Genomic DNA, 18778 nt, shown 5'->3' on the forward strand with positions numbered 1-18778 from the left:
TAGTTCACAGGGCAGCCGCCAGGTTCCCTAAATCGTTACTGATTGTGAACTCTGCCTCGGTTGTGTGGTGCCTCTCAAAAGTGAGGGTTGCTCAATGCGTCGCGCACACGCAAGCTCCCACCTGGGCGCGGCGCATCGCCGTTCTCATCACCACATACCGCCTATGAGCACATTTACAACGGATGGGTTGCTACGCCTTCGACCCCAGGACCTTGGGCGCATGACGCTCACCCACCTCATCTCGGGGATCGACGAGGCGGAGGAGGGCGCAGCAACAACCCGATGCGGCGCGGGTACGAGCCTGTCTGGCTACACTGAATGGGTCAGCGCGCAGGAGCCCGGCCTGACGTTGGGCTGGGACTGGCAACTGGAGACCCGACAGGCTTCGTTGCAAGTCGTCCGCCAAGGCCTTCCGCGCACCAACGTGCTCGTGGTGCGGGCCGAACACGACCCGCTGCCGTGGGACGAAAGTCTTGAAGTGCTGGCAAATTTCATCGACACCTTCGACTGGAACACCCAGGCATTCGATGCCGTGTGCCAGCGTTATTCCGTCTGACCTACCAGATTTGATAGTTACGCGACTGCCGAGCCGACGCTGAAATGCACCCGATACCTCTCGGGAAAGACACAAATGGAAATAATTGCCGGCCGGCCCGCTCATCTCGCACCGCATGTCCTGGAGGACGTTGGGCGCTATCGCTACAAGGTTTTCGTGGAGACCCTGGGGTGGGATCTCGTGACGGAACAGGGGCTCGAACGGGACCAGTTCGACCACGACGAGACGCTCTATCTGGCGGCGCGCGACGCCAATGCCCAGGTGGTGGGGACGGCGCGGCTGTTGCCGACGACGAGCCCCTACCTTCTGGGCGAGGTGTTTCCGCAATTGCTCGGCGGTGCCGCGCCGCCCTGTGACCCGCGCGTGTGGGAGTTGTCGCGCTTCGCGGCCGTCGATTTCAATGCGCCGCAAGGCAGTGCGCTGAGCCAGTTCTCATCGGAGGTTGCCGTCGCACTGCTGGAGGAATCGATCGCGGTGGCCGCCGCGCACGGTGCGGAGCGGATCATCACGGTGTCACCGCTGGGCATCGAACGCCTGTTGCGCCGTGAAGGATTTCGCGCACACCGAGCAGGGCGACCGATGATCGTCGGCGGGCACCCGATTTTCGCGTGCTGGATCGAAGTGGAAGCCCGGCAGCGCAAGATGACCACCAAACCCACGCACTGATCGTGTTCAACGTGCGACGCCGGCCGACTCGTTGTTACACGCCAAGGGCAGCGCGCCGGGTCTCGGTTTGCGGGGCGACTTCGTCTCCTTCGATGCCGGTGCAAGAAACCACCATCGTCAGCAAGCAGAGCCCAAAGCACACTGCGAGCGTCGCAAAGCCGAACGCGACGACCAGGCCCGTCGACAGAACCAAAGACATGAGGAAGATGGTTGGTTTGAGCATGGGAGGCATTCAGAGGAGACCGCAGAGAGCAAACGAATAGGCCGAATCGTGCGATGCGACAAATCCGCGATTGGTCGGCAGGTTGAGCTCGGCATAGTCCTTGGCGACCGGCATGCGCGTGCTTCTGTTCGAAAACAGCCGCACCGTGCCGTGGCGCGCGGTGGGCAGTGTCTTGACGTCCTTGCCGATCTTCACCGTGATCTGCTCGATGTGAGTGCCGTCGTTGCGAACGATCGTCTGCTGGTCCCCCTCGATCACGCACAGGGTGCCCTGTTCGCCTTCGAGGATGTCGCGGAAGCGGTTCCAAACCGTCGAAAGCGTTGGCTTGATGCCCGCGAGCTCGCACCGGGCGCGTTCGGCGTGCGCCACCAGTTCAGCATGGAGTTCTTCGGAGATGCAGGACACCAGTTGTCCCGTTCCGGCGGTCTGCTTGGAGAACCAGAACTTGCACTGCAGCGCGTCACGCTCGAAGAGTTCCTCGAAGCGCTCTCGCGCATAGGCGTCACGCAGCGCCCGGTCGATGCAGGCGGGCGACCACGGCAGCAAGAAGTAATTCGCGTCGGCGGGACCGACCACCCAGACGATGGAGCGGCGTGCCGGGGCGGTCGCGATCCAGCGCGCCAGAGCCTCCATGGCGCCCGCGCGTCCCGCGGGCTTGAATTCGAAAGTCGCCTTGCGCGACACCCTCGATGCACCCATGGTTCGTCGAATGTCGCAAGCAATCAGTGCGTCTTCGGCAAGGTGAACGCGGATCTCGGCGCGGCTTAGAAGATGTGTGATGTCCATGACACGATTGGGCATGGAGCGCAAACAAAAGATAACTAACAATACTGGTAGGTCGCCGCCACGCATGGGTCCGCGAACGTGACATTTCTCGCGGTTCGTGGGTCGGCTTCGCTGGAGACGAACGTCCTTTGAGGGGAGCCGCGCCGACGCGCCCGACGACCGCCGTTCCACCCGCGCAGAAGCAATTTTGCGGTGAGACGGGGCGCGGGACAAGTTCTGCTCCGCGGGGGGGCAGGTTGACACTTGTTATGAAAAGTAACCAAATCGTGCAGTTGTTCTGCGCGAGCCCATGCCGCCGGTCGGAACGCAGAAGGCGTGGCTGCGATGGCCTTTAGACTGGGTCATGCTCGAAATTGTCTCGAAAGCCGAACGTGTGATGCAGCCAGTTGTCGAGTTGCGGAAGTTCGCGTCGACCTACACCTACGGCGTTCGGGCGCCGCGTGCCCATGGTGTGGTGCCACCGGTCTCCTATGTCGACGAGGGCTTTGCCACCCTGGCGGATTGCCTGCTTGATGTGGCACGCGGTCTCGGGGGCAATTTCCCGCGGATCTATGTGCGCCTGGAAGGACACTGCGTAGGGGAACGCGACGTGGCTGAACTTCTCCGTGAGCCGGCGGCCGCTGCCGCGGAACTGGAGGAGGCATGCTGCGCTCTGGAAGATCGCGTGGCGGTGCGACCGCGCAAGGCGGCGTAGCCGAGGCCCGCGTCGCGCGGCAGGGTCTGCGTCAACCGATGACCAGGCGCAGCCCGAGCGCCGAGCGCCGCGCAAAACGGGGAAAAGCCTGGCATTGGAGCGGATCGCGGAGCCTCCCGCTCCGGGGCGTGACAGCGACGGATACGCCGCTTTGGCGGATCCCGACGCAACGGCGCGACGGCCCGTCGAGGATCAGCGGGCGTGATGAGACTTTCCACACGCCGGGATCGGGTTCCTGAGATCCGCAGGGCTCATGGCAAAGCAACTTCAGCGACGCTTAAGGACTGGGGCAGAGACTGCTCCACAACCCCGGGAACAGTCCTCGGCCACGTCCCTCAAGGATTCATTTGCCATGAAGAAGTCATCCGCGATCCCCAAGCCCCTCACGCCCTCGCAAGTCAAGCACGTGCTCGAACTGCTCGATCTGTGCGAACTGGCGCCCATCGCAGCGGCCGACAAGTTCCAGCGCCTGGCCCGTACCGGTACCTTCTCCGTGGCCCAGCAGGAGGCCATCGAGATCCTGCTCTCGCTGGAACAGGACGCGATCCCCGATGCGCTCTTCGAATGCGTCGACGACGACGCCCGGGAACTGGTCCGGGACGAATTGCCGCACAGGGCGCAGCTGCGTTTCGTGCGGGCCTGAGGCTTGCCGCGCGAGCGTCTTGCCGCAGAAATACGTTTCGCGATTCGTCGAGCCTTCGGAGGGAGGTAACCCATCACGGGCGCCCGGCCCGGCTGGCCGCGCAAGAGCGTGGCGACCCACGGGGTTGCTCTCTTCACCTCACCGTTGCGTGCGGATGCGTCGGATGTGCCAGCGTGTCGGCGATCAGGCGCAGGGCGTCTTCGCATTCGTCGCGCGACATCGGTCCCCCCAGGCAGATGCGCACCGCCTCGGGCGGCATGCCGTCGGTCGAGAACGCAACGCTGGCGACCACGCCGACGTTGCGGGTGCGCAGGAAGGAGGCGAGCTCGACCATGCTCCAGGCCGACGACAGCGGCAGCCAGAGATGAAAGCAGTCGTTCGGCGCAATCACGCCGTGCTCGCCAAGGTGCTTGATGGCCAGTACCTGCCGTGCATTCGATTCGTTGCGAACGGCCTGCAGCATCGCTTCGGCGGTGCCGTCCTCGACCCAGAGCGTGGACAGTGCGTTGGTGATCGGCGAGGCCATCACGGTGGTGGCGCGCAATGCGCCGGCCAGGCGCTGTGACTGCCGCGCGCTCGGAGAACGCACGTAGGCGTTGCGAAGCCCGGCGCCCAGCGTCTTGGAGAAACCGGTGATGTAGTAAGTCAGGTCCGGCGCCATCGTCGCGATGGCCGGCGGCGGCTGGCGCGGCAGCAGGCCGTAGGCGTCGTCCTCGATGATCGGGATGGCGAAGCGCAGCGCGATGTCGGCCAGCGCCTCGCGACGCGCGCGCGGGATCGTGGCGGTGGTCGGGTTGTTGAGCGTCGGGTTGATGTAGAGCGCCTTCGGCCTGAGGGTCCTGCAGGCGTGCTCGAAGGACTCGCCCATCGGGCCCTCGTCGTCGAGCGGCAGGGCATGCAGCTGGATCCCGAGCTGCGTGGCAATCGCCTTGACACCGGGATAGGTGAGCGACTCGACGCAGATCAGCTCGCCCGGCCGCGCGAGCTGCGAGAACAGCGCGGCGAGCACGCTGTGGATGCCCGGACACACCAGCACCTGGTCGATGCGGCAGTCGGGGATGCGCGGGCGCAGCCACTGCATCGCGGCTTCGCGGTCTCGCGCGGAGCCGCCGAAGTCCTGGTAACGCAGCAGGTCGTACAGGTCGGTGTCGGCCATCACGCGCGTCGCGCTTTCCTTCATGCGCTCAAGCAGCGCCGTATCGCGCGGCTCGGGCGGAAGGTTCATCGTCATCTCGGCCGTGCTGCCGCCGCGCAGCGGCACGGAAGGGCTGGTGCCGCGGATGAAGGTGCCAGTGCCTGCGCGCGAATCGATCAGGCCGCGCTTGCGGGCTTCGGCATAGCCGCGGGCGACCGTCGTGTAGTTCAGGCGCAGGTCGGCGGCGAGGTCGCGCAGGGTCGGCAGCTTGTCGCGCGCCGTCAGCCGCCCGGTGCGGATGTCTTCGGCGAGCAGGTCGGCCAGCAACAGGTAGGCCGGACGATTGCTCGTGTCGAGCCGCTTCTGCCAGCGCTGGGCGTTCTTGTCCATGGTGAGTTGATTGCATCCATTGATTGCATTGATGGCCATGGATGGACGCATGAAGCATGCCGGGCCGCAAACGGCCTCGTGCATGGAACACGTGCGCGAACAGCCATTGATCGGGTGCATTGATCGCATGGATGTCGCGCCATTCGAGTGCGCAAAGGCGCCGCAGCGCAGCCCGGCAGGCCCCCTGGAAGCACGCCGAAAAATTCTGGAGCGACCGCAGGCCACGCGCATGCGCATTGATCGCGCATTGATCGCATGAAGGGCCTTCGCGGCTGGCACATCACATGCGAAAGAGAAGGGCGCGCAACCCCATCCAATCAACTTTTCACCCGGAGTCTTTTCCATGCCCACCGTCACCCAACCCAAGAATGCCCCCGGCGACTTCCTCGTCGACTACGAAGAAAAAGTCTTCGAGGACGTGAAGGCCGAGCCCGGCGAGAAGGCGCTGGTCACCTTCCACACCGTCGCCTTCGAAGGCTCGATCGGCTTCGTCAACCTGCTGCAGGCCACGCGGCTGAAGCGCAAGGGCTTCGACACCACGATCCTGCTCTATGGCCCCGGGGTCACGCTCGGTGTCCAGCGCGGCTTCCCGACGCTTGGCGACGAGGCCTTCCCGGGCCACCAGAACTTCAACAAGCAGATCGTCAAGTTCATGGAGGAGGGCGGCAAGGTCTACGCCTGCCGCTTCGCGCTGCAGGCGCTGTACGGCCATGGCGAAGGCGCGCTGATCCCGGGCATCCGGCCGATCAGCCCGCTCGACGTGCTGGACATCGTGCTGCTGCACCGCAAGGCCGGCGCCTTCATCCTCGACACCTGGACGCTGTGAGGCGGGGGCGGCCATGACTTCCCTTCGCATCGTGCGCGCCGCCGCGGTCCAGATCGCGCCGGATTTCGACGCGCCCGAGGGCACGCTGAACCGCGTCTGCGAGGCCATCGACGAGGCCGCCGGCAAGGGCGCGCAGATCGTGGTCTTTCCCGAGACCTTCGTGCCCTACTACCCGTACTTCTCCTTCGTGCAGCCGCCGGTGCTGCAGGGGCCGGCCCACCTCCGGCTGATGGAGCGGGCCGTGGTGGTGCCGGGGCCGGTGACGCTGGCGGTGGCCGAGCGGGCGCGTTCGCGCGGCGTCGTCGTGGTGCTGGGCGTCAACGAGCGTGACCATGGCAGCCTCTACAACACGCAACTGGTGTTCGACGCCGACGGCACCCTGGTACTCAAGCGCCGCAAGATCACGCCCACCTATCACGAGCGCATGGTCTGGGGCCAGGGCGACGGCGCCGGCCTCAAGGTGGTCGAGACGCAGGTCGGCCGTGTCGGCGCGCTGGCCTGCTGGGAGCACTACAACCCCTTGGCGCGCTACAGCCTGATGGCCCAGCACGAGGAGATCCACTGCGCGCAATTCCCAGGCTCGCTGGTGGGTCCGATCTTCGCGGAACAGATGGAGGTGACGATCCGCCATCACGCGCTGGAGTCGGGCTGCTTCGTCATCAATGCCACCGGCTGGCTGACCGATGCGCAGATCAGTGCCATCACGCCCGATGCGGCGCTGCAGAAGGCGCTGCGCGGCGGCTGCCACACGGCCATCGTCTCGCCCGAAGGCAAGCACCTTGCACCACCACTGACCGAAGGCGAAGGCATGGTCATCGCTGACCTCGACATGGCGCTCATCACCAAGCGCAAGCGAATGATGGATTCGGTCGGCCACTACGCGCGGCCCGAACTGCTGAGCCTGGCCATCAACGACCGGCCTGCCACCACCACGCTGCGGATGCCGCCAGCGCAGGGCGCCTTCGCTTCTTCCACCCCCGATCCCCGGAGCCTTCACCATGAACACCACGGAAATCCCATCGAGCCGGCAACTGATGACCGAGTTGCAGTCCTTCGGGTTGCGGCTGGTTGATCCGACAGCCGGTGTGTCGAGCCGCCGCGGCGGTGCCGGTCCGTCGGACCACAAGGCCGTCACGGTCGACGGCCACACGATCATGGTGCCTGTCCACACCTCCACGGCGTGGCACTCGCCCTTCACCGCCGAGGCGCCGAACGCGCTTGGCGTGAGCCGGGTGATGCGCGGCAGCATTCCGATCGCGAACATCAGCTTTCCGAAGCAGCCGCGCTTCTACAGGATGCAGACCTTTGACGGCGTGCCCTATTCGCACATCGCGACGCTGCACGGTTCCGACGTCCTCGCGACCACCGTGCTGCAGACCTGCATCCGCTACGAGAGCCGGCGCAAGAGCTGCAAGTTCTGCGCGATCGGTCAGTCGCTCGCGGCCGGCCGCACCATCGCGCGCAAGACGCCGGAACAGCTGGCCGAGGTGGCGCGCGCCGCGGTGCTGCTCGACGGCGTGAAGCACATGGTGATGACCACCGGCACGCCCAACGCGACCGACCGCGGCGCCGCGATCCTCTGCGAGAGCGCCTTCGCGATCAAGGCCGCGGTCGACATCCCGATCCAGGGCCAGTGCGAACCGCCCGACGACGACCAGTGGTTCCATCGCATGCGTGCAGCCGGCATCGATACGCTGGGCATGCACCTCGAAGTGGTGACGCCGGCGCTGCGCGAACGCATCATGCCGGGCAAGGCCGCGGTGCCGGTCTCGCGCTACATGAGCGCCTTCGAGGCGGCGGTCGGCGTGTTCGGCCGCGGACAGGTCAGCACCTACATCCTGGCGGGCCTGGGCGACACGCGCGAGGCGATCCTCGAGATCTGCGACCGGCTGCTCGCGATCGGCGTCTACCCCTTCGTCGTGCCATTCGTACCGATCGGTGGCACGCCGCTGGAAGACCATCCCGCGCCGTCGCCCGAGTTCATGCGGTCGATCCTGCAGCCGCTCGGGCAGAGCGTGTCTGCGGCGAACCTGCGCTCGAGCGACATCAAGGCCGGCTGCGGAAAGTGCGGCGCCTGCTCGTCGCTGTCCGTCTACGAATCCTGAAGAAAGGGGCCCGACATGAGCTGCATCGATGATGTCGTCGAGCCGGTGCTTGAATACGCGCCGGTCGAGTTCCTGGTGCGTGAAGCGGCCCAGCAATGGGAACGCGACGAGGCTTTCGCGCTGCGGCGTGCGGTGTTCTGCATCGAGCAGGGCATCTTCGCGGGGGATGACCGCGACGGCATCGACGAGCGCTCGCAACTGCTGGTCGCGATGTCCTGCATCGCCGGCATGCCGGACCAGGTGGTCGGCACGGTGCGCATCCACGAACCCGAACCCGGCCTGTGGTGGGGCTCGCGGCTGGCGGTGCACCCGGCCTTTCGCAGCCAGGGGCACCTGGGCGCGACGCTGATACGCCTGGCCGTGACGCGCGCGCATGCGCAGGACTGCCGGACCTTCCTGGCGCATGTGCAGTCGCAGAACGTGCCGCTGTTCCACAAGCTGCACTGGCGCAGCCTTGCCGAGTTGTCGATCCATGGCCGCCCGCACACCGAGATGCAGGCGGACCTGGCCTTCTATCCGCCGTGCCACGACGCTGCCAGCGGCTTCGTCTCGCGGGCGAGGAGCCGGACATGAGCACGCCTTGCCGCCCCAAGGGCGAATACCGCAGTGCGCAGCACGGAGGTTGCGCAATGACCTTGTCCGACATCGCGACCGCGCTGCGCGAGAGCCGCGGCTTCGCGCACAAGCGCGACATTAGCGGCGTGGTGGCTGCGCTGGGCCATTCGCTTCCCGGCGGCACGGCAGCGCTGGCGCAGGCGGTGCCGGTCGGCGACGACTGTGCCGCCATCCCGGACGGGCAGGGCGGCTACCTGCTGTTCGCGATCGAGGGGCTGGTGGAGGACTTCATCGAGCGCATGCCGCGCTTCGCCGGCTACTCGGGCGTGATGGTCAACGTCAGCGACATCTATGCGATGGGCGGTCGCCCGACGGCGGTGGTCGACGCGATCTGGAGCGACGGCATGCAGCACGCCGACCAGATGCTCGCCGGCATGGCCGATGCCGCCGCCCGGTACGGCGTGCCGATCGTCGGCGGCCACAGCAACCAGCGCAGCCTGCGGCCCCAACTGGCGGTGGCGATCCTCGGGCGCGCACGCAAGCTGCTGACGAGTTTCTCGGCGAGGCCGGGCGATCTGCTCCTGATGGCGGTGGATCTGCGTGGCGCTTACCAAGACCCGTTTCCGTTCTGGGATGCATCGAGCTCGGCGCCGGGCGCACGGCTGCGTGCCGACCTGGAAGTGTTGCCGGCGCTGGCCGAAGCAGGCCTGTGCGACGCGGCCAAGGACATCAGCATGGCCGGCGCGATCGGCACGGCATTGATGCTGCTGGAGTGTTCGCAGGTCGGCGCCACCATCGATCTCGACAAGATTCCCCGGCCCGATGGCGCACCCCTGCTGCGGTGGCTCGGTGCCTTCCCCAGCTTCGGTTTCATCCTCAGCGTGCGCCCCGACAAGCTGGGCGAGGTGCTCACGCGTTTCGCGGCGCGCGACATCGCCTGCCAGGTGATCGGCGAGGTCGACGACACGCGCACGCTCACTCTGCGGCAGGGCGACGAACGCGAGATGCTGTGGGACCTGCGCCGCGATGCCTTCATCTGCGAGGCTGCCGATGCGCAGGCGTCCCATGCATGAGGTCGAGGCCCGGCCGCTGCGCATCGGCCTCCTGACCCATTCGGTGAACCCGCGCGGTGGCGTGGTCCACACGCTGGAGCTCGCGCAGGCGCTGCACGATGCCGGCCATGAGGTCACGGTGATGGCACCCGCAGCGCCGGGCCAGCGCTTCTTCCGGCCGGTGCGCTGCGATACGCACCTGGTGCCGGTGCAGGCCGCGCCTCGCGACATGGTTGAGATGGTCGCCTCGCGCATCGCCGCCTTTCGTGCGTCGATCGGCGAGTTGCTGCAACGCGAGTGTTTCGACGTATGGCACGCGCAGGATCCGATTGGCGCCAACGCCCTGGCAGACCTGCGGGCGGCCGGGCTGATCGACGGTTTCGTGCGCACCGTGCACCACCTGGAGGTCTTCGAGGCTGCACAGCTCATGCAGTGGCAGTCGCGCGGCTTTCTCCGAGCGCGGCAGGTCTTCTGCGTCAGTCGACTGTGGCAGACACGCCTTCGGGCCGGACACGGGATCGAGGCCGCCGAAGTGGCCAATGGCATCGATGGCGAACGCTTCAGCCCGGTGCCCACCGCCGGCGATGCGGCGCTGGCGCAGCGCCTTGGCTTGCTCGCCGGAGCGCCGATCGTGCTGGCGCTCGGCGGCGTCGAGGCGCGCAAGAACACGCTGCGACTGCTGGAGGCGTTCCTGCAACTCCGAAGGGACTTACCGACGGCACAACTGGTCATCGCCGGCGGCGCCAGCCTGCTCGACCATGCGCAATACCACCGGGCCTTCGCCGCGCTCGCGCAGGCCGGTGGCCTCCCCGTCGGAGCCGGCCAACCCATCGTGCTGGCGGGACCGCTGCCCGACGCCGACATCCCTTCGCTGTACCGCCTTGCCGACGTGGTCGCGATGCCTTCGCTCAATGAAGGCTTCGGCCTGGTCGTGCTGGAGGCGCTGGCCAGCGGCGTGCCGGTCGTGGTGTCGCGCATCGCACCGTTCACGGAGTACCTGCAGACGGACGAGTTGCAGTGGGCCGATCCGTTGGACGCGTGCGCCATTGCCAGCGCCTTGCGAGTCGCCATCGAGCAGCGCGAGCCTGAGCGCATCGCTGCATCGGCGGCCCGCCTTGGCGCGCGCTTCAGCTGGCCGGCCAGCGCGGCGCGCCATGTCCAGCTCTACCGCGAGGGACTGCGCGACGCTGCCACGCGCGCCGATTCCCTTGCGACCTTTTGAGGATCGATCCCATGCCCGTCATGCATTTCCAGGTCCGCTGGCCGGACGACAGCGAGACCCGCTGCTATTCCCCTTCGCTGGTCGTCCGGGACTTCCTCGTTCCCGGCGAGCGCTATCCGCTGGCCGACTTCCTCGGGCGTGCGCGCGAGGCACTCGGCATCGCGTCCGAGCGCGTGCGCGCCAAGTATGGCTTTGCCTGCTCGCAGGCCATGGACCAGCTCGCGGAGATCGAGCAGGTCGCCCGCCGATTCGATGCCCATCCCGATGCGCAGGTCGTGATCCTGCGCTTCGACTGACCCACCCGACTGTTGAGAGAGATTTCCATCATGAACACCCGCCCCACCCACTACAGCGTCGTCATCATCGGCGGCGGCCAGTCCGGCCTGTCGTTGAGCCATTGTCTTCAGCAGCGAGGCATCGACCACCTGGTGATCGAGAAGCGCACGCTGGTCCATAGCTGGCGCACCCAGCGCTGGGATTCCTTCTGCCTGGTCACGCCCAACTGGCAATGCAACCTGCCCGGCTGGTCGTACACCGGCAGCGATCCGCACGGCTTCATGGTGAAGGACGAGATCAACGCCTGGCTGGCCGGCTTCGTCGAACAGGTGCAGGCACCTGCCATCGAGGGCGTGAGTGTCGAGAAGGTCTCGCGTGACGGCGAGGCGGATCGCTATGCCATCGACACCAGCGCAGGACGCTACACCGCGGACCAGGTCGTCGTGGCCTCGGGCGGCTATCACAAGCCTGTGGTCCCGCGCATGGCCGAGCGGCTGCCGGCGGGCATCGTGCAATACCACTCGGCGCAGTACCGCAATCCAGCGCAGCTCCCGGAGGGCGCGGTGCTGGTCGTGGGCTGCGGCCAGTCCGGTGCCCAGATCGCGGAGGATCTGCACCTGGCCGGGCGGAAGGTGTATCTCGCCACGGGCAATGCCCCGCGCTGTGCCCGCTTCTACCGCGGCAAGGACGTGGTCGACTGGCTCGCCGACATGAACTACTACGACATGCCGGTGACCGCGCACCCGCTGCGCGAGGGTGTGCGCGACAACACGAACCACTACGTCACCGGACGCGACGGCGGCCGCGACATCGACCTGCGCCGATTCGCCACCGAGGGCATGGAACTCTTCGGTCTGATGACCGGGCTGGACGGCGACACCCTGCAGTTCAAGCCCAACCTGCGCGCGAATCTCGATCACGCGGACCAGATCTACAACGGCATAAACGCCTCCATCGACAAGTTCATTGCGGCCAACGGCATCGACGCACCGGCCGGCGGCGTCTACGAGCCGGTGTGGCAGCCGGAAGGGGAACGCAGCACGCTGAGCCTGCGCGCCTCGGGTATCACCAGCGTCGTGTGGTGCATCGGATTCCTGCCCGACTTCGCCTGGATCGACGCGCCGGTCTTCAATGGCCGCGGCGACCCGGTGCACTTGCGCGGCGTGACGGGCGTGGCCGGGCTCTATTTCCTTGGGCTTCCGTGGCTGCATACCTGGGGCTCCGGGCGCTTCTCGGGCGTGGCGCGCGATGCGGAGTTTCTGGCTGAACGGATCGACGAGATGCGCGGCCGCCTGCAACAAGGAGGCGAACAAGCGGTCGGCAGCTTGGCGGTTGACGTCTCCTCTGAATCCCGGACTTTTCAAGACTAGAGGCACGGTTGCTTCCGGTAGCGCCCGAATGGGCGCAAGGAGAAGCAACGAAGAGGTCGAGATTCAGCGAGGCGCAGATCGCGTATGCGTTGAGGCTGGCCCTACCGAGTCGCCAGTGGTCACGATGTGCGCGCCGCGCCTACATCAGCTGCGCTTCAAATGCACGATAGAAGTCTTCAAGTTCGGTTGTCAGCATTGCTGTCTTCCGCGACGTACCGCTCTTGCGGCGCGAGCCGGCCGGAGAACTGTCCCGAGACTCGATCGGCCTGTCAAGACGAATTGGCCGGACGCCTGCGCCGCTACGGTGCCATTGCCGGCGGAACGGTCCCCGTGCACTCCGCAATCCCGATCCGGCGCGAGCCCGCGCCTTCGCAGTGTCCTATGCCGAGTAGTCCCTGCACGATCTGGCGACGCCGCGCTTTGAGCCGCCGAGGCCGTAGCGCAATCGCTGGTCAAGATCCTGCCCACAGCCATGGGCTGGTCGTGCTTTCTTCGGATGAGCTTTCCAGAATCGTCGCCGCGGGCATTGCTGAAAAGTAGGCGAGAGGATCGCGAGACGGAGTTGCCAACGTCCCTGAACCAATGGCGGGCTCAGGGTAAGTTCGCTAGTGGCTTTCCCTAATGCCCCCGGGGCGTCGAAATCGGCGTCCTTGCAGTCCGCGCATCCCACATGCGGTTCGTGCGGCATCACTTGCATCTCGTGCTTTTTCGTGCGGTGTGAAGGGTCTGCGACGCAGAGTGCCGCGTTCGAGCGGGCACTGCGGCCGGCGCTACGATGCCATTCGGCTCGACCGAGGCATTCAAGAGTGACCACCCCCACCGTTTCAGATCCAACAGCCGCCTCCGATGTCGCAGGACCTCGCACCCCGTCGCGGATGTCTCCTCTCTACGCGCTAGAGCGCTTCGACATCGGGATCGTGTATCTCGACGTCGAGCGCCGAGTGGTCGGCATGAACGACCTCGCTCGGCGCACGCTGCCCGTGGAAGAGTTGCGACCGTTCGATCGCCATGTGCTGGGGCTGCATCCCGAGCGGTCGCGACCCAAGGTAGCCTTCCTGCTCGACCAGGCGGCCGTCTGCCCCGTGGCCAATCCGCCACCGATGACGATGATCATCAACATCCCCGAGCGGGTGCTGCTGATCAAGGTGTCGCGCCTCTCGGATGGGCAGGCCGGTCCGTCGGGCTACGTGCTGGTCTTTCACGACATCACCGAGATCGTCAGCGGCGAGTTGCCTGTGAAGAGCGAGGAAGCGAATCAACCGCGTCGCCTGATGAAGATACCGACGGCTTCCGGCAACCAGGTGGTGCTCGTCGATGTCGGCGACGTGCTGCACCTGCATTCGGACGGCCACTACACGAGGGTCGTCACCGCCGAGGAAAACCGGTTCTGCAACCTCAGCATCAGCGACATCGAGACACGGCTGGATCCGCAACGCTTCATGCGGGTGCATCGAAGCCACATCGTCAACCTGGGCGCCATCCAGGCCCTCGTGCGCGAGGGCGGCCGCCTGGTCATCCAGCTCGACGACGGGACGCGCACGGTGCCGGTCTCGCGCACCAGCGCCGCGGACCTCCTGGCGCGCCTGGGCATGACGCCGACGGAAGGCTCCGCCAGGCGCCAGGGGTCCTTGGCCGACGATACCTAGGGATAACACCAGGATCGCTTTCCCTAGGGCTCTGCGCGCACGAAATGGCCCGATCTGCAGTTCGTGCAATCGCACGCCAGTTCGCACCCCCGCCGCCGCAGTTGATGCCAACAGCCGCTATTTGACGGCAAGTTGAGCCCCGGCGCGATCGGAACGAGACTTCTTGCATGCCATTTGCGGCATGTTCTGGAGCCCTCGATGATCCCGCCTGCATTCGACTATCACGCGCCCACTTCGGTGGGCGAGGCATTGAACCTGATGGGGCGGCTCGGCTCCGACGCCAAGCTTCTGGCGGGCGGACACAGCCTGCTGCCGATGATGAAGCTGCGCTTCGCGCAACCCGAGCACCTCATCGACCTGAACCGCATCGACTCGCTTCGCGGCATCCGCGAGGAGGGCTCGACAGTGGTGATCGGCGCCATGACGGTCGAGAATGACCTGATCAGCTCGCCGATCCTCCAGGCGAAGGTCCCGCTGCTGCCCGAGGCGGCCCGGCTGATTGCCGACCCGCAGGTGCGCAACCGCGGCACGATCGGCGGCGACATCGCGCACGGCGACCCCGGCAACGACCACCCAGCCCTGTCCATCGCGCTGGACGCCACGTTCGTGCAGCAAGGCCCCAAGGGTCAGCGCCAGGTCAAGGCCGACGCCTTCTTCCACGGCACCTACATGACGGAACTCGCGGACGACGAGATCCTCGTCGAGATACGAATCCCCGCGTTCGGACCCAGGACGGGCTACGCCTACGAAAAGCTCAAGCGAAAAACCGGGGACTGGGCCACCGCGGGCGCCGCCGTGGTCATGCGGATGAATGGCGAGCAGGTCAGCCAGGTGCGCATCGCGCTGACGAATGTCGCGGCCACCGCCCTGCGCGCCGAAGCCGCAGAAGCGGTGCTGCTCGGCAACCCGCTGACGGAAGCGCTGATCTCCCAGGCGGCTGCAAAGGTCATGGAGATCTGCGATCCGGCCGAAGACCTGCGGGGCGATCGCGAATACAAGACGGCGATGGCCGGCGAGATGTTCAAGCGCGCGATCCGCAAGGCGGCGGCGCGTTGCCACTGACAACCAACCCAGGAGACCCGAAGGTCATGACAAAGAAGCTTCTCACGGTCAAGGTGAACGGCCGCACGATCGAAAAAGCGGTCGAGCCGCGCATCCTGCTCATCCACTTCCTGCGCGAAGACTGCCAGCTCACCGGCGCGCACATCGGCTGCGACACCAGTCACTGCGGCGCCTGCACGGTCGACCTGGATGGACGCTCGGTGAAGAGCTGCACCCACCTCGCGGTGCAGTGCGAGGGTTCCGACGTGCTCACCGTCGAAGGGCTTGCGAAAGGACCTGTCCTGCATGCTGTCCAGGAGGGCTTCTACAGGGAACACGGTCTGCAGTGCGGCTTCTGTACCCCCGGCATGCTGATGCGTGCCTATCGCTTCCTGCAGGAAAACCCGGACCCGACGGAAACCGAAGTCCGCGTCGGCATGAGCGGCAATCTCTGCCGCTGCACGGGCTACCAGAACATCGTCAAGGCGGTGTTGCATGCGGCCGCCAAGCTGCAGCAGACCGCCAGGGAGGCCGCATGAACGCGCCCGTCGATCCGAAGCTGCTCGAGCGCAGCGCCGCACTGCAGGGCATGGGCGACAGCCGCCTGCGAAAGGAAGACGCACGCTTCATCCAGGGCAAGGGCAACTACGTCGACGACATCAAGATGCCCGGCATGGTGCACATGGACATCGTGCGCTCGCCGTACGCCCACGCGCGCATCAAGAGCATCGACAAGTCCGAGGCGCTGAAGGTGCCTGGCGTCATCGCCGTCCTCACGGCCGAAGACCTCAAGCCGCTCAAGCTGCACTGGATGCCCACGCTGGCCGGAGACGTCGCGGCGGTGCTGGCCGACGAGAAGGTGCACTTCCAGATGCAGGAAGTCGCCGTCGTGCTCGCCGAAGACCACTACGCCGCGGCAGACGGCGTGGAGGCCGTGATCGTCGAGTACGAAGAGCTTCCGGTCGTGATCGACCCGCACATGGCGCTGGCCCCCGACGCGCCGGTGCTGCGCGAAGACCTGGCCGGAAAGACCGAAGGTGCGCACGGCAAGCGCGACCACCACAACCACATCTTCACCTGGGACGCCGGCGACAGGGAACTGGTGGACGCGGCCTTCGCCAAGGCGCCGGTCACGGTGAAGGAGCACGTCATCTACCCGCGCGTGCACCCTTGCCCGCTGGAGACCTGCGGCTGCGTCGCCTCCTTCGATCCGATCCGCGGCGAGCTGACCACCTTCATCACCTCGCAGGCGCCCCATGTGGTGCGCACGGTGGTCTCGCTGCTGTCCGGTATCCCGGAATCGAAGGTGCGCATCGTTTCGCCCGACATCGGCGGCGGCTTCGGCAACAAGGTCGGTATCTATCCGGGCTACGTGTGCGCGATCGTCTCGTCGATCGTGCTCGGCAAGCCGGTCAAGTGGGTCGAGGATCGCATCGAGAACATCTCCACCACCGCGTTTGCCCGCGACTACCACATGGACGGAGAACTCGCCGCCACCGCGGACGGCCGCATCCTGGGCCTGCGCGTCAACGTTCTGGCCGACCACGGTGCATTCGACGCCTGCGCCGACCCGACCAAGTTCCCGGCCGGCATGTTCCACATCTGCTCGGGCTCCTACGACATCCCGGCGGCCTTCTGCAGCGTGAAGGGGGTCTACACCAACAAGGCGCCGGGCGGCGTGTCCTACCGTTGCTCATTCCGCGTCACGGAAGCGGTGTACGTCATCGAGCGCATGGTCGACGTGCTGGCGCAGAAGCTGGGCATGGACAAGGCCGAGATCCGCGCGAAGAACTTCATCCGCAAGGAGCAGTTTCCCTACAGGAGCCCGTTCGGCTTCGAGTACGACTCGGGCGACTACCACACCGCGCTTCAGAAGGTGCTGGATGCCGTGGACTACAAGGGGCTGCGCGCCCAGCAGGCGGCCAGGCGGGCCGACCCGGACGCGCGAACCTTGATGGGCATCGGCCTGGTGACGTTCACGGAGGTCGTGGGCGCGGGGCCCAGCAAGATCTGCGACATCCTCGGTGTCGGCATGTTCGACAGCTGCGAGATCCGCATCCACCCGACCGGCAGCGCCATCGCCCGCATGGGGACCATCACGCAGGGCCAGGGCCACCAGACGACCTACGCGCAGATCATCGCGACGGAACTGGGCATTCCCTCGGAAGTGATCCAGGTCGAAGAGGGCGACACCAACACCGCTCCCTACGGACTGGGCACCTACGGCTCCCGCTCGACGCCGGTCGCGGGTGCGGCCATTGCGCTGGCGGCACGCAAGATCCACGCGAAGGCCCGCAAGATCGCCGCGCACCTGCTCGAGGTCGGCGAGAACGACCTCGACTGGGAAATCGACCGCTTCAAGGTCAAGGGCGACGACGCGCGGTTCAAGAGCATGAAGGACATCTCGTGGGCCGCCTACCACCAGCCGCCCGAAGGCATGGAGCCGGGCCTGGAGGCGGTGCACTACTACGACCCGCCGAATTTCACCTACCCCTTCGGCATCTACCTGTGCGTGGTCGACATCGACCGAGCCACCGGCGAGACCAAGGTGCGCCGCTTCTATGCGCTCGACGACTGCGGCACGCGCATCAACCCGATGATCATCGAGGGCCAGATCCACGGCGGCCTGACGGAGGGCTACGCGGTGGCCATGGGCCAGCAGATGCCTTTCGACGCGCAGGGTAACCTGCTCGGCAACACGCTGATGGACTACTTCCTGCCGACCGCCGTCGAAACCCCGCATTGGGAGACCGACCACACCGTCACGCCGTCTCCGCACCATCCGCTCGGTGCCAAGGGTGTCGCGGAGTCGCCGCACGTCGGCTCGATCCCGACCTTCACGTCGGCGGTGGTCGACGCCTTCGCCCACCTTGGCGTCACGCAGATGACCATGCCGCACAACAGCTACCGCGTGTGGCAGCAACTGAAGCAATCCGGAGCGGCCCTGTAATGGAAGTCCAACTCGACAAGCGCTATCCGCTCGAGGTGTCCGGCGAGCGGGCGTGGGTGGTCCTGTCCGACATCCGCGCGGTGGCGGGCTGCATGCCGGGCGCGCAGATCACCGACCAGCTGGACGACACGCACTACAAGGGGACCGTCAAGAGCAAGGTCGGACCCGCGGTGATGACGTTCAACGGCGACATCGAGGTGCTGGGCCTCGATGTGCAGAAGCGCCGGCTGGAAATGCTCGGCAAGGGCACGGACAAGGGCGGCTCGTCGGCGTCGATGAACCTCGTCGCGCACATCGAGCCCGGAGCGACGCAGGGCACGTCCGTGCTCACCGGCCTGGCGACCGTCACCGTCAGCGGCAAGCTGGCACAGTTCGGCGGCCGGCTGCTGGTGCCGATTGCCGACGCGATGCTGGCGCAGTTCGCTGACAACTTCCGCGCTGCGGCCGCCATCGTTGAAGCCCCCGTCACAGCCCCGGCGAATGAAACTTCCGTCGGGCCTGCAATGGTCGAGGCCGCCCCGCCGCCGACTCCGAGTCCCGAACCCGCCAGGGAGCGGGGGAACGAGCTCAATGCCTTGCGGCTGGTGTGGATCATCGTCAAGGGCTGGTTCGCCAACCTGTTCGGCAAGAAGACGGCGTGAA

Annotated in this window: 21 protein-coding genes; 18 read left to right on the plus strand and 3 right to left on the minus strand. The window is 66.3% G+C overall.

From position 1 onward, the window contains the following. Positions 1-163: 163 nt before the first annotated feature. Both HB681_RS25175 and HB681_RS25180 read left to right on the plus strand, forming a co-directional pair. Positions 164-556: a DUF4902 domain-containing protein gene (locus HB681_RS25175; RefSeq protein ID WP_213957598.1), complete on the plus strand. Its 393-nt coding sequence runs from the start codon at positions 164-166 to the stop codon at positions 554-556. Between the two features lie 75 nt (positions 557-631). Next, on the plus strand, positions 632-1222 hold the full coding sequence (locus HB681_RS25180) for an acyl-homoserine-lactone synthase (RefSeq protein ID WP_213957599.1): 591 nt from the start codon (positions 632-634) through the stop codon (positions 1220-1222). 34 nt (positions 1223-1256) lie between these two features. On the opposite strand, the gene HB681_RS25185 is transcribed toward HB681_RS25180, so the two are convergent. After that, positions 1257-1445, minus strand: coding sequence for a hypothetical protein (locus HB681_RS25185; RefSeq protein ID WP_213957600.1), 189 nt, complete (start codon positions 1443-1445; stop codon positions 1257-1259). Positions 1446-1454: 9 nt separating this feature from the next. Beyond that, positions 1455-2297 carry a hypothetical protein gene (locus HB681_RS25190; protein WP_213957601.1) on the minus strand — a complete coding sequence of 281 codons (843 nt, stop codon included), beginning with the start codon at positions 2295-2297 and terminating at the stop codon, positions 1455-1457. Between the two features lie 277 nt (positions 2298-2574). On the opposite strand from HB681_RS25190, the gene HB681_RS25195 reads away from it, so the two are divergent. Both HB681_RS25195 and HB681_RS25200 read left to right on the plus strand, forming a co-directional pair. Further along, positions 2575-2925 (plus strand): hypothetical protein, encoded by a 351-nt coding sequence (locus HB681_RS25195; protein WP_213957602.1) that lies wholly within the window; start codon positions 2575-2577, stop codon positions 2923-2925. Positions 2926-3277: 352 nt separating this feature from the next. Continuing rightward, entirely contained in the window at positions 3278-3568 is a 291-nt protein-coding gene (locus HB681_RS25200; protein ID WP_213957603.1) for a hypothetical protein, read from the plus strand. Between the two features lie 133 nt (positions 3569-3701). Here HB681_RS25200 and HB681_RS25205 read toward each other — a convergent pair whose 3' ends face one another. Beyond that, on the minus strand, positions 3702-5093 hold the full coding sequence (locus HB681_RS25205) for a PLP-dependent aminotransferase family protein (RefSeq protein WP_213957604.1): 1392 nt from the start codon (positions 5091-5093) through the stop codon (positions 3702-3704). Positions 5094-5142: 49 nt separating this feature from the next. Between HB681_RS25205 and HB681_RS25210 the strand changes: the two genes are divergently transcribed. The 14 genes from HB681_RS25210 (at position 5143) to HB681_RS25275 (ending at position 18777) form a co-directional block, all read left to right on the plus strand. Further along, positions 5143-5352 (plus strand): hypothetical protein, encoded by a 210-nt coding sequence (locus HB681_RS25210; RefSeq protein WP_213957605.1) that lies wholly within the window; start codon positions 5143-5145, stop codon positions 5350-5352. Positions 5353-5436: 84 nt separating this feature from the next. After that, positions 5437-5919: an MSMEG_0572/Sll0783 family nitrogen starvation response protein gene (locus HB681_RS25215; RefSeq protein WP_213957606.1), complete on the plus strand. Its 483-nt coding sequence runs from the start codon at positions 5437-5439 to the stop codon at positions 5917-5919. A gap of 13 nt (positions 5920-5932) precedes the next feature. Next, entirely contained in the window at positions 5933-6991 is a 1059-nt protein-coding gene (locus tag HB681_RS25220) for a Nit6803 family nitrilase (protein ID WP_213957607.1), read from the plus strand. After that, the gene (locus HB681_RS25225; protein WP_213957649.1) at positions 6954-8024 is read left to right on the plus strand and encodes an MSMEG_0568 family radical SAM protein; all 1071 of its coding nucleotides are present in this window, start codon (positions 6954-6956) and stop codon (positions 8022-8024) included. Before HB681_RS25220 ends, HB681_RS25225 begins: the two co-directional genes overlap by 38 nt. A gap of 15 nt (positions 8025-8039) precedes the next feature. Continuing rightward, complete coding sequence (locus HB681_RS25230; protein ID WP_213957608.1) at positions 8040-8597, plus strand: MSMEG_0567/Sll0786 family nitrogen starvation N-acetyltransferase; 558 nt, start codon at positions 8040-8042, stop codon at positions 8595-8597. Positions 8598-8653: 56 nt separating this feature from the next. Further along, positions 8654-9652 (plus strand): sll0787 family AIR synthase-like protein, encoded by a 999-nt coding sequence (locus HB681_RS25235; RefSeq protein ID WP_213957650.1) that lies wholly within the window; start codon positions 8654-8656, stop codon positions 9650-9652. Continuing rightward, positions 9645-10853, plus strand: a complete 1209-nt coding sequence (locus HB681_RS25240; protein WP_213957609.1) for an MSMEG_0565 family glycosyltransferase — start codon at positions 9645-9647, stop codon at positions 10851-10853. The genes HB681_RS25235 and HB681_RS25240 overlap by 8 nt, the downstream gene beginning before the upstream one ends. A gap of 11 nt (positions 10854-10864) precedes the next feature. Then, positions 10865-11149 (plus strand): MSMEG_0570 family nitrogen starvation response protein, encoded by a 285-nt coding sequence (locus tag HB681_RS25245; RefSeq protein WP_213957610.1) that lies wholly within the window; start codon positions 10865-10867, stop codon positions 11147-11149. 30 nt (positions 11150-11179) lie between these two features. Further along, complete coding sequence (locus HB681_RS25250; protein ID WP_213957611.1) at positions 11180-12499, plus strand: MSMEG_0569 family flavin-dependent oxidoreductase; 1320 nt, start codon at positions 11180-11182, stop codon at positions 12497-12499. An 875-nt stretch (positions 12500-13374) separates the two neighbouring features. Next, positions 13375-14145 carry a PAS domain-containing transcriptional regulator gene (locus HB681_RS25255; protein WP_213957612.1) on the plus strand — a complete coding sequence of 257 codons (771 nt, stop codon included), beginning with the start codon at positions 13375-13377 and terminating at the stop codon, positions 14143-14145. 198 nt (positions 14146-14343) lie between these two features. Beyond that, the gene (locus tag HB681_RS25260) at positions 14344-15207 is read left to right on the plus strand and encodes a xanthine dehydrogenase family protein subunit M (protein WP_213957613.1); all 864 of its coding nucleotides are present in this window, start codon (positions 14344-14346) and stop codon (positions 15205-15207) included. A gap of 26 nt (positions 15208-15233) precedes the next feature. Beyond that, positions 15234-15725 (plus strand): (2Fe-2S)-binding protein, encoded by a 492-nt coding sequence (locus HB681_RS25265; protein WP_213957614.1) that lies wholly within the window; start codon positions 15234-15236, stop codon positions 15723-15725. After that, positions 15722-18136 (plus strand): aerobic carbon-monoxide dehydrogenase large subunit, encoded by a 2415-nt coding sequence (locus HB681_RS25270; protein WP_213957615.1) that lies wholly within the window; start codon positions 15722-15724, stop codon positions 18134-18136. Before HB681_RS25265 ends, HB681_RS25270 begins: the two co-directional genes overlap by 4 nt. Next, positions 18136-18777 carry an SRPBCC family protein gene (locus HB681_RS25275; protein ID WP_213957616.1) on the plus strand — a complete coding sequence of 214 codons (642 nt, stop codon included), beginning with the start codon at positions 18136-18138 and terminating at the stop codon, positions 18775-18777. The genes HB681_RS25270 and HB681_RS25275 overlap by 1 nt, the downstream gene beginning before the upstream one ends. The last annotated feature ends 1 nt before the right edge of the window (position 18778 follow it).

Origin of the sequence: Variovorax sp. dw_954, assembly GCF_018449755.1 — a bacterium.
Taxonomy (GTDB): Bacteria; Pseudomonadota; Gammaproteobacteria; order Burkholderiales; family Burkholderiaceae_C; genus Variovorax.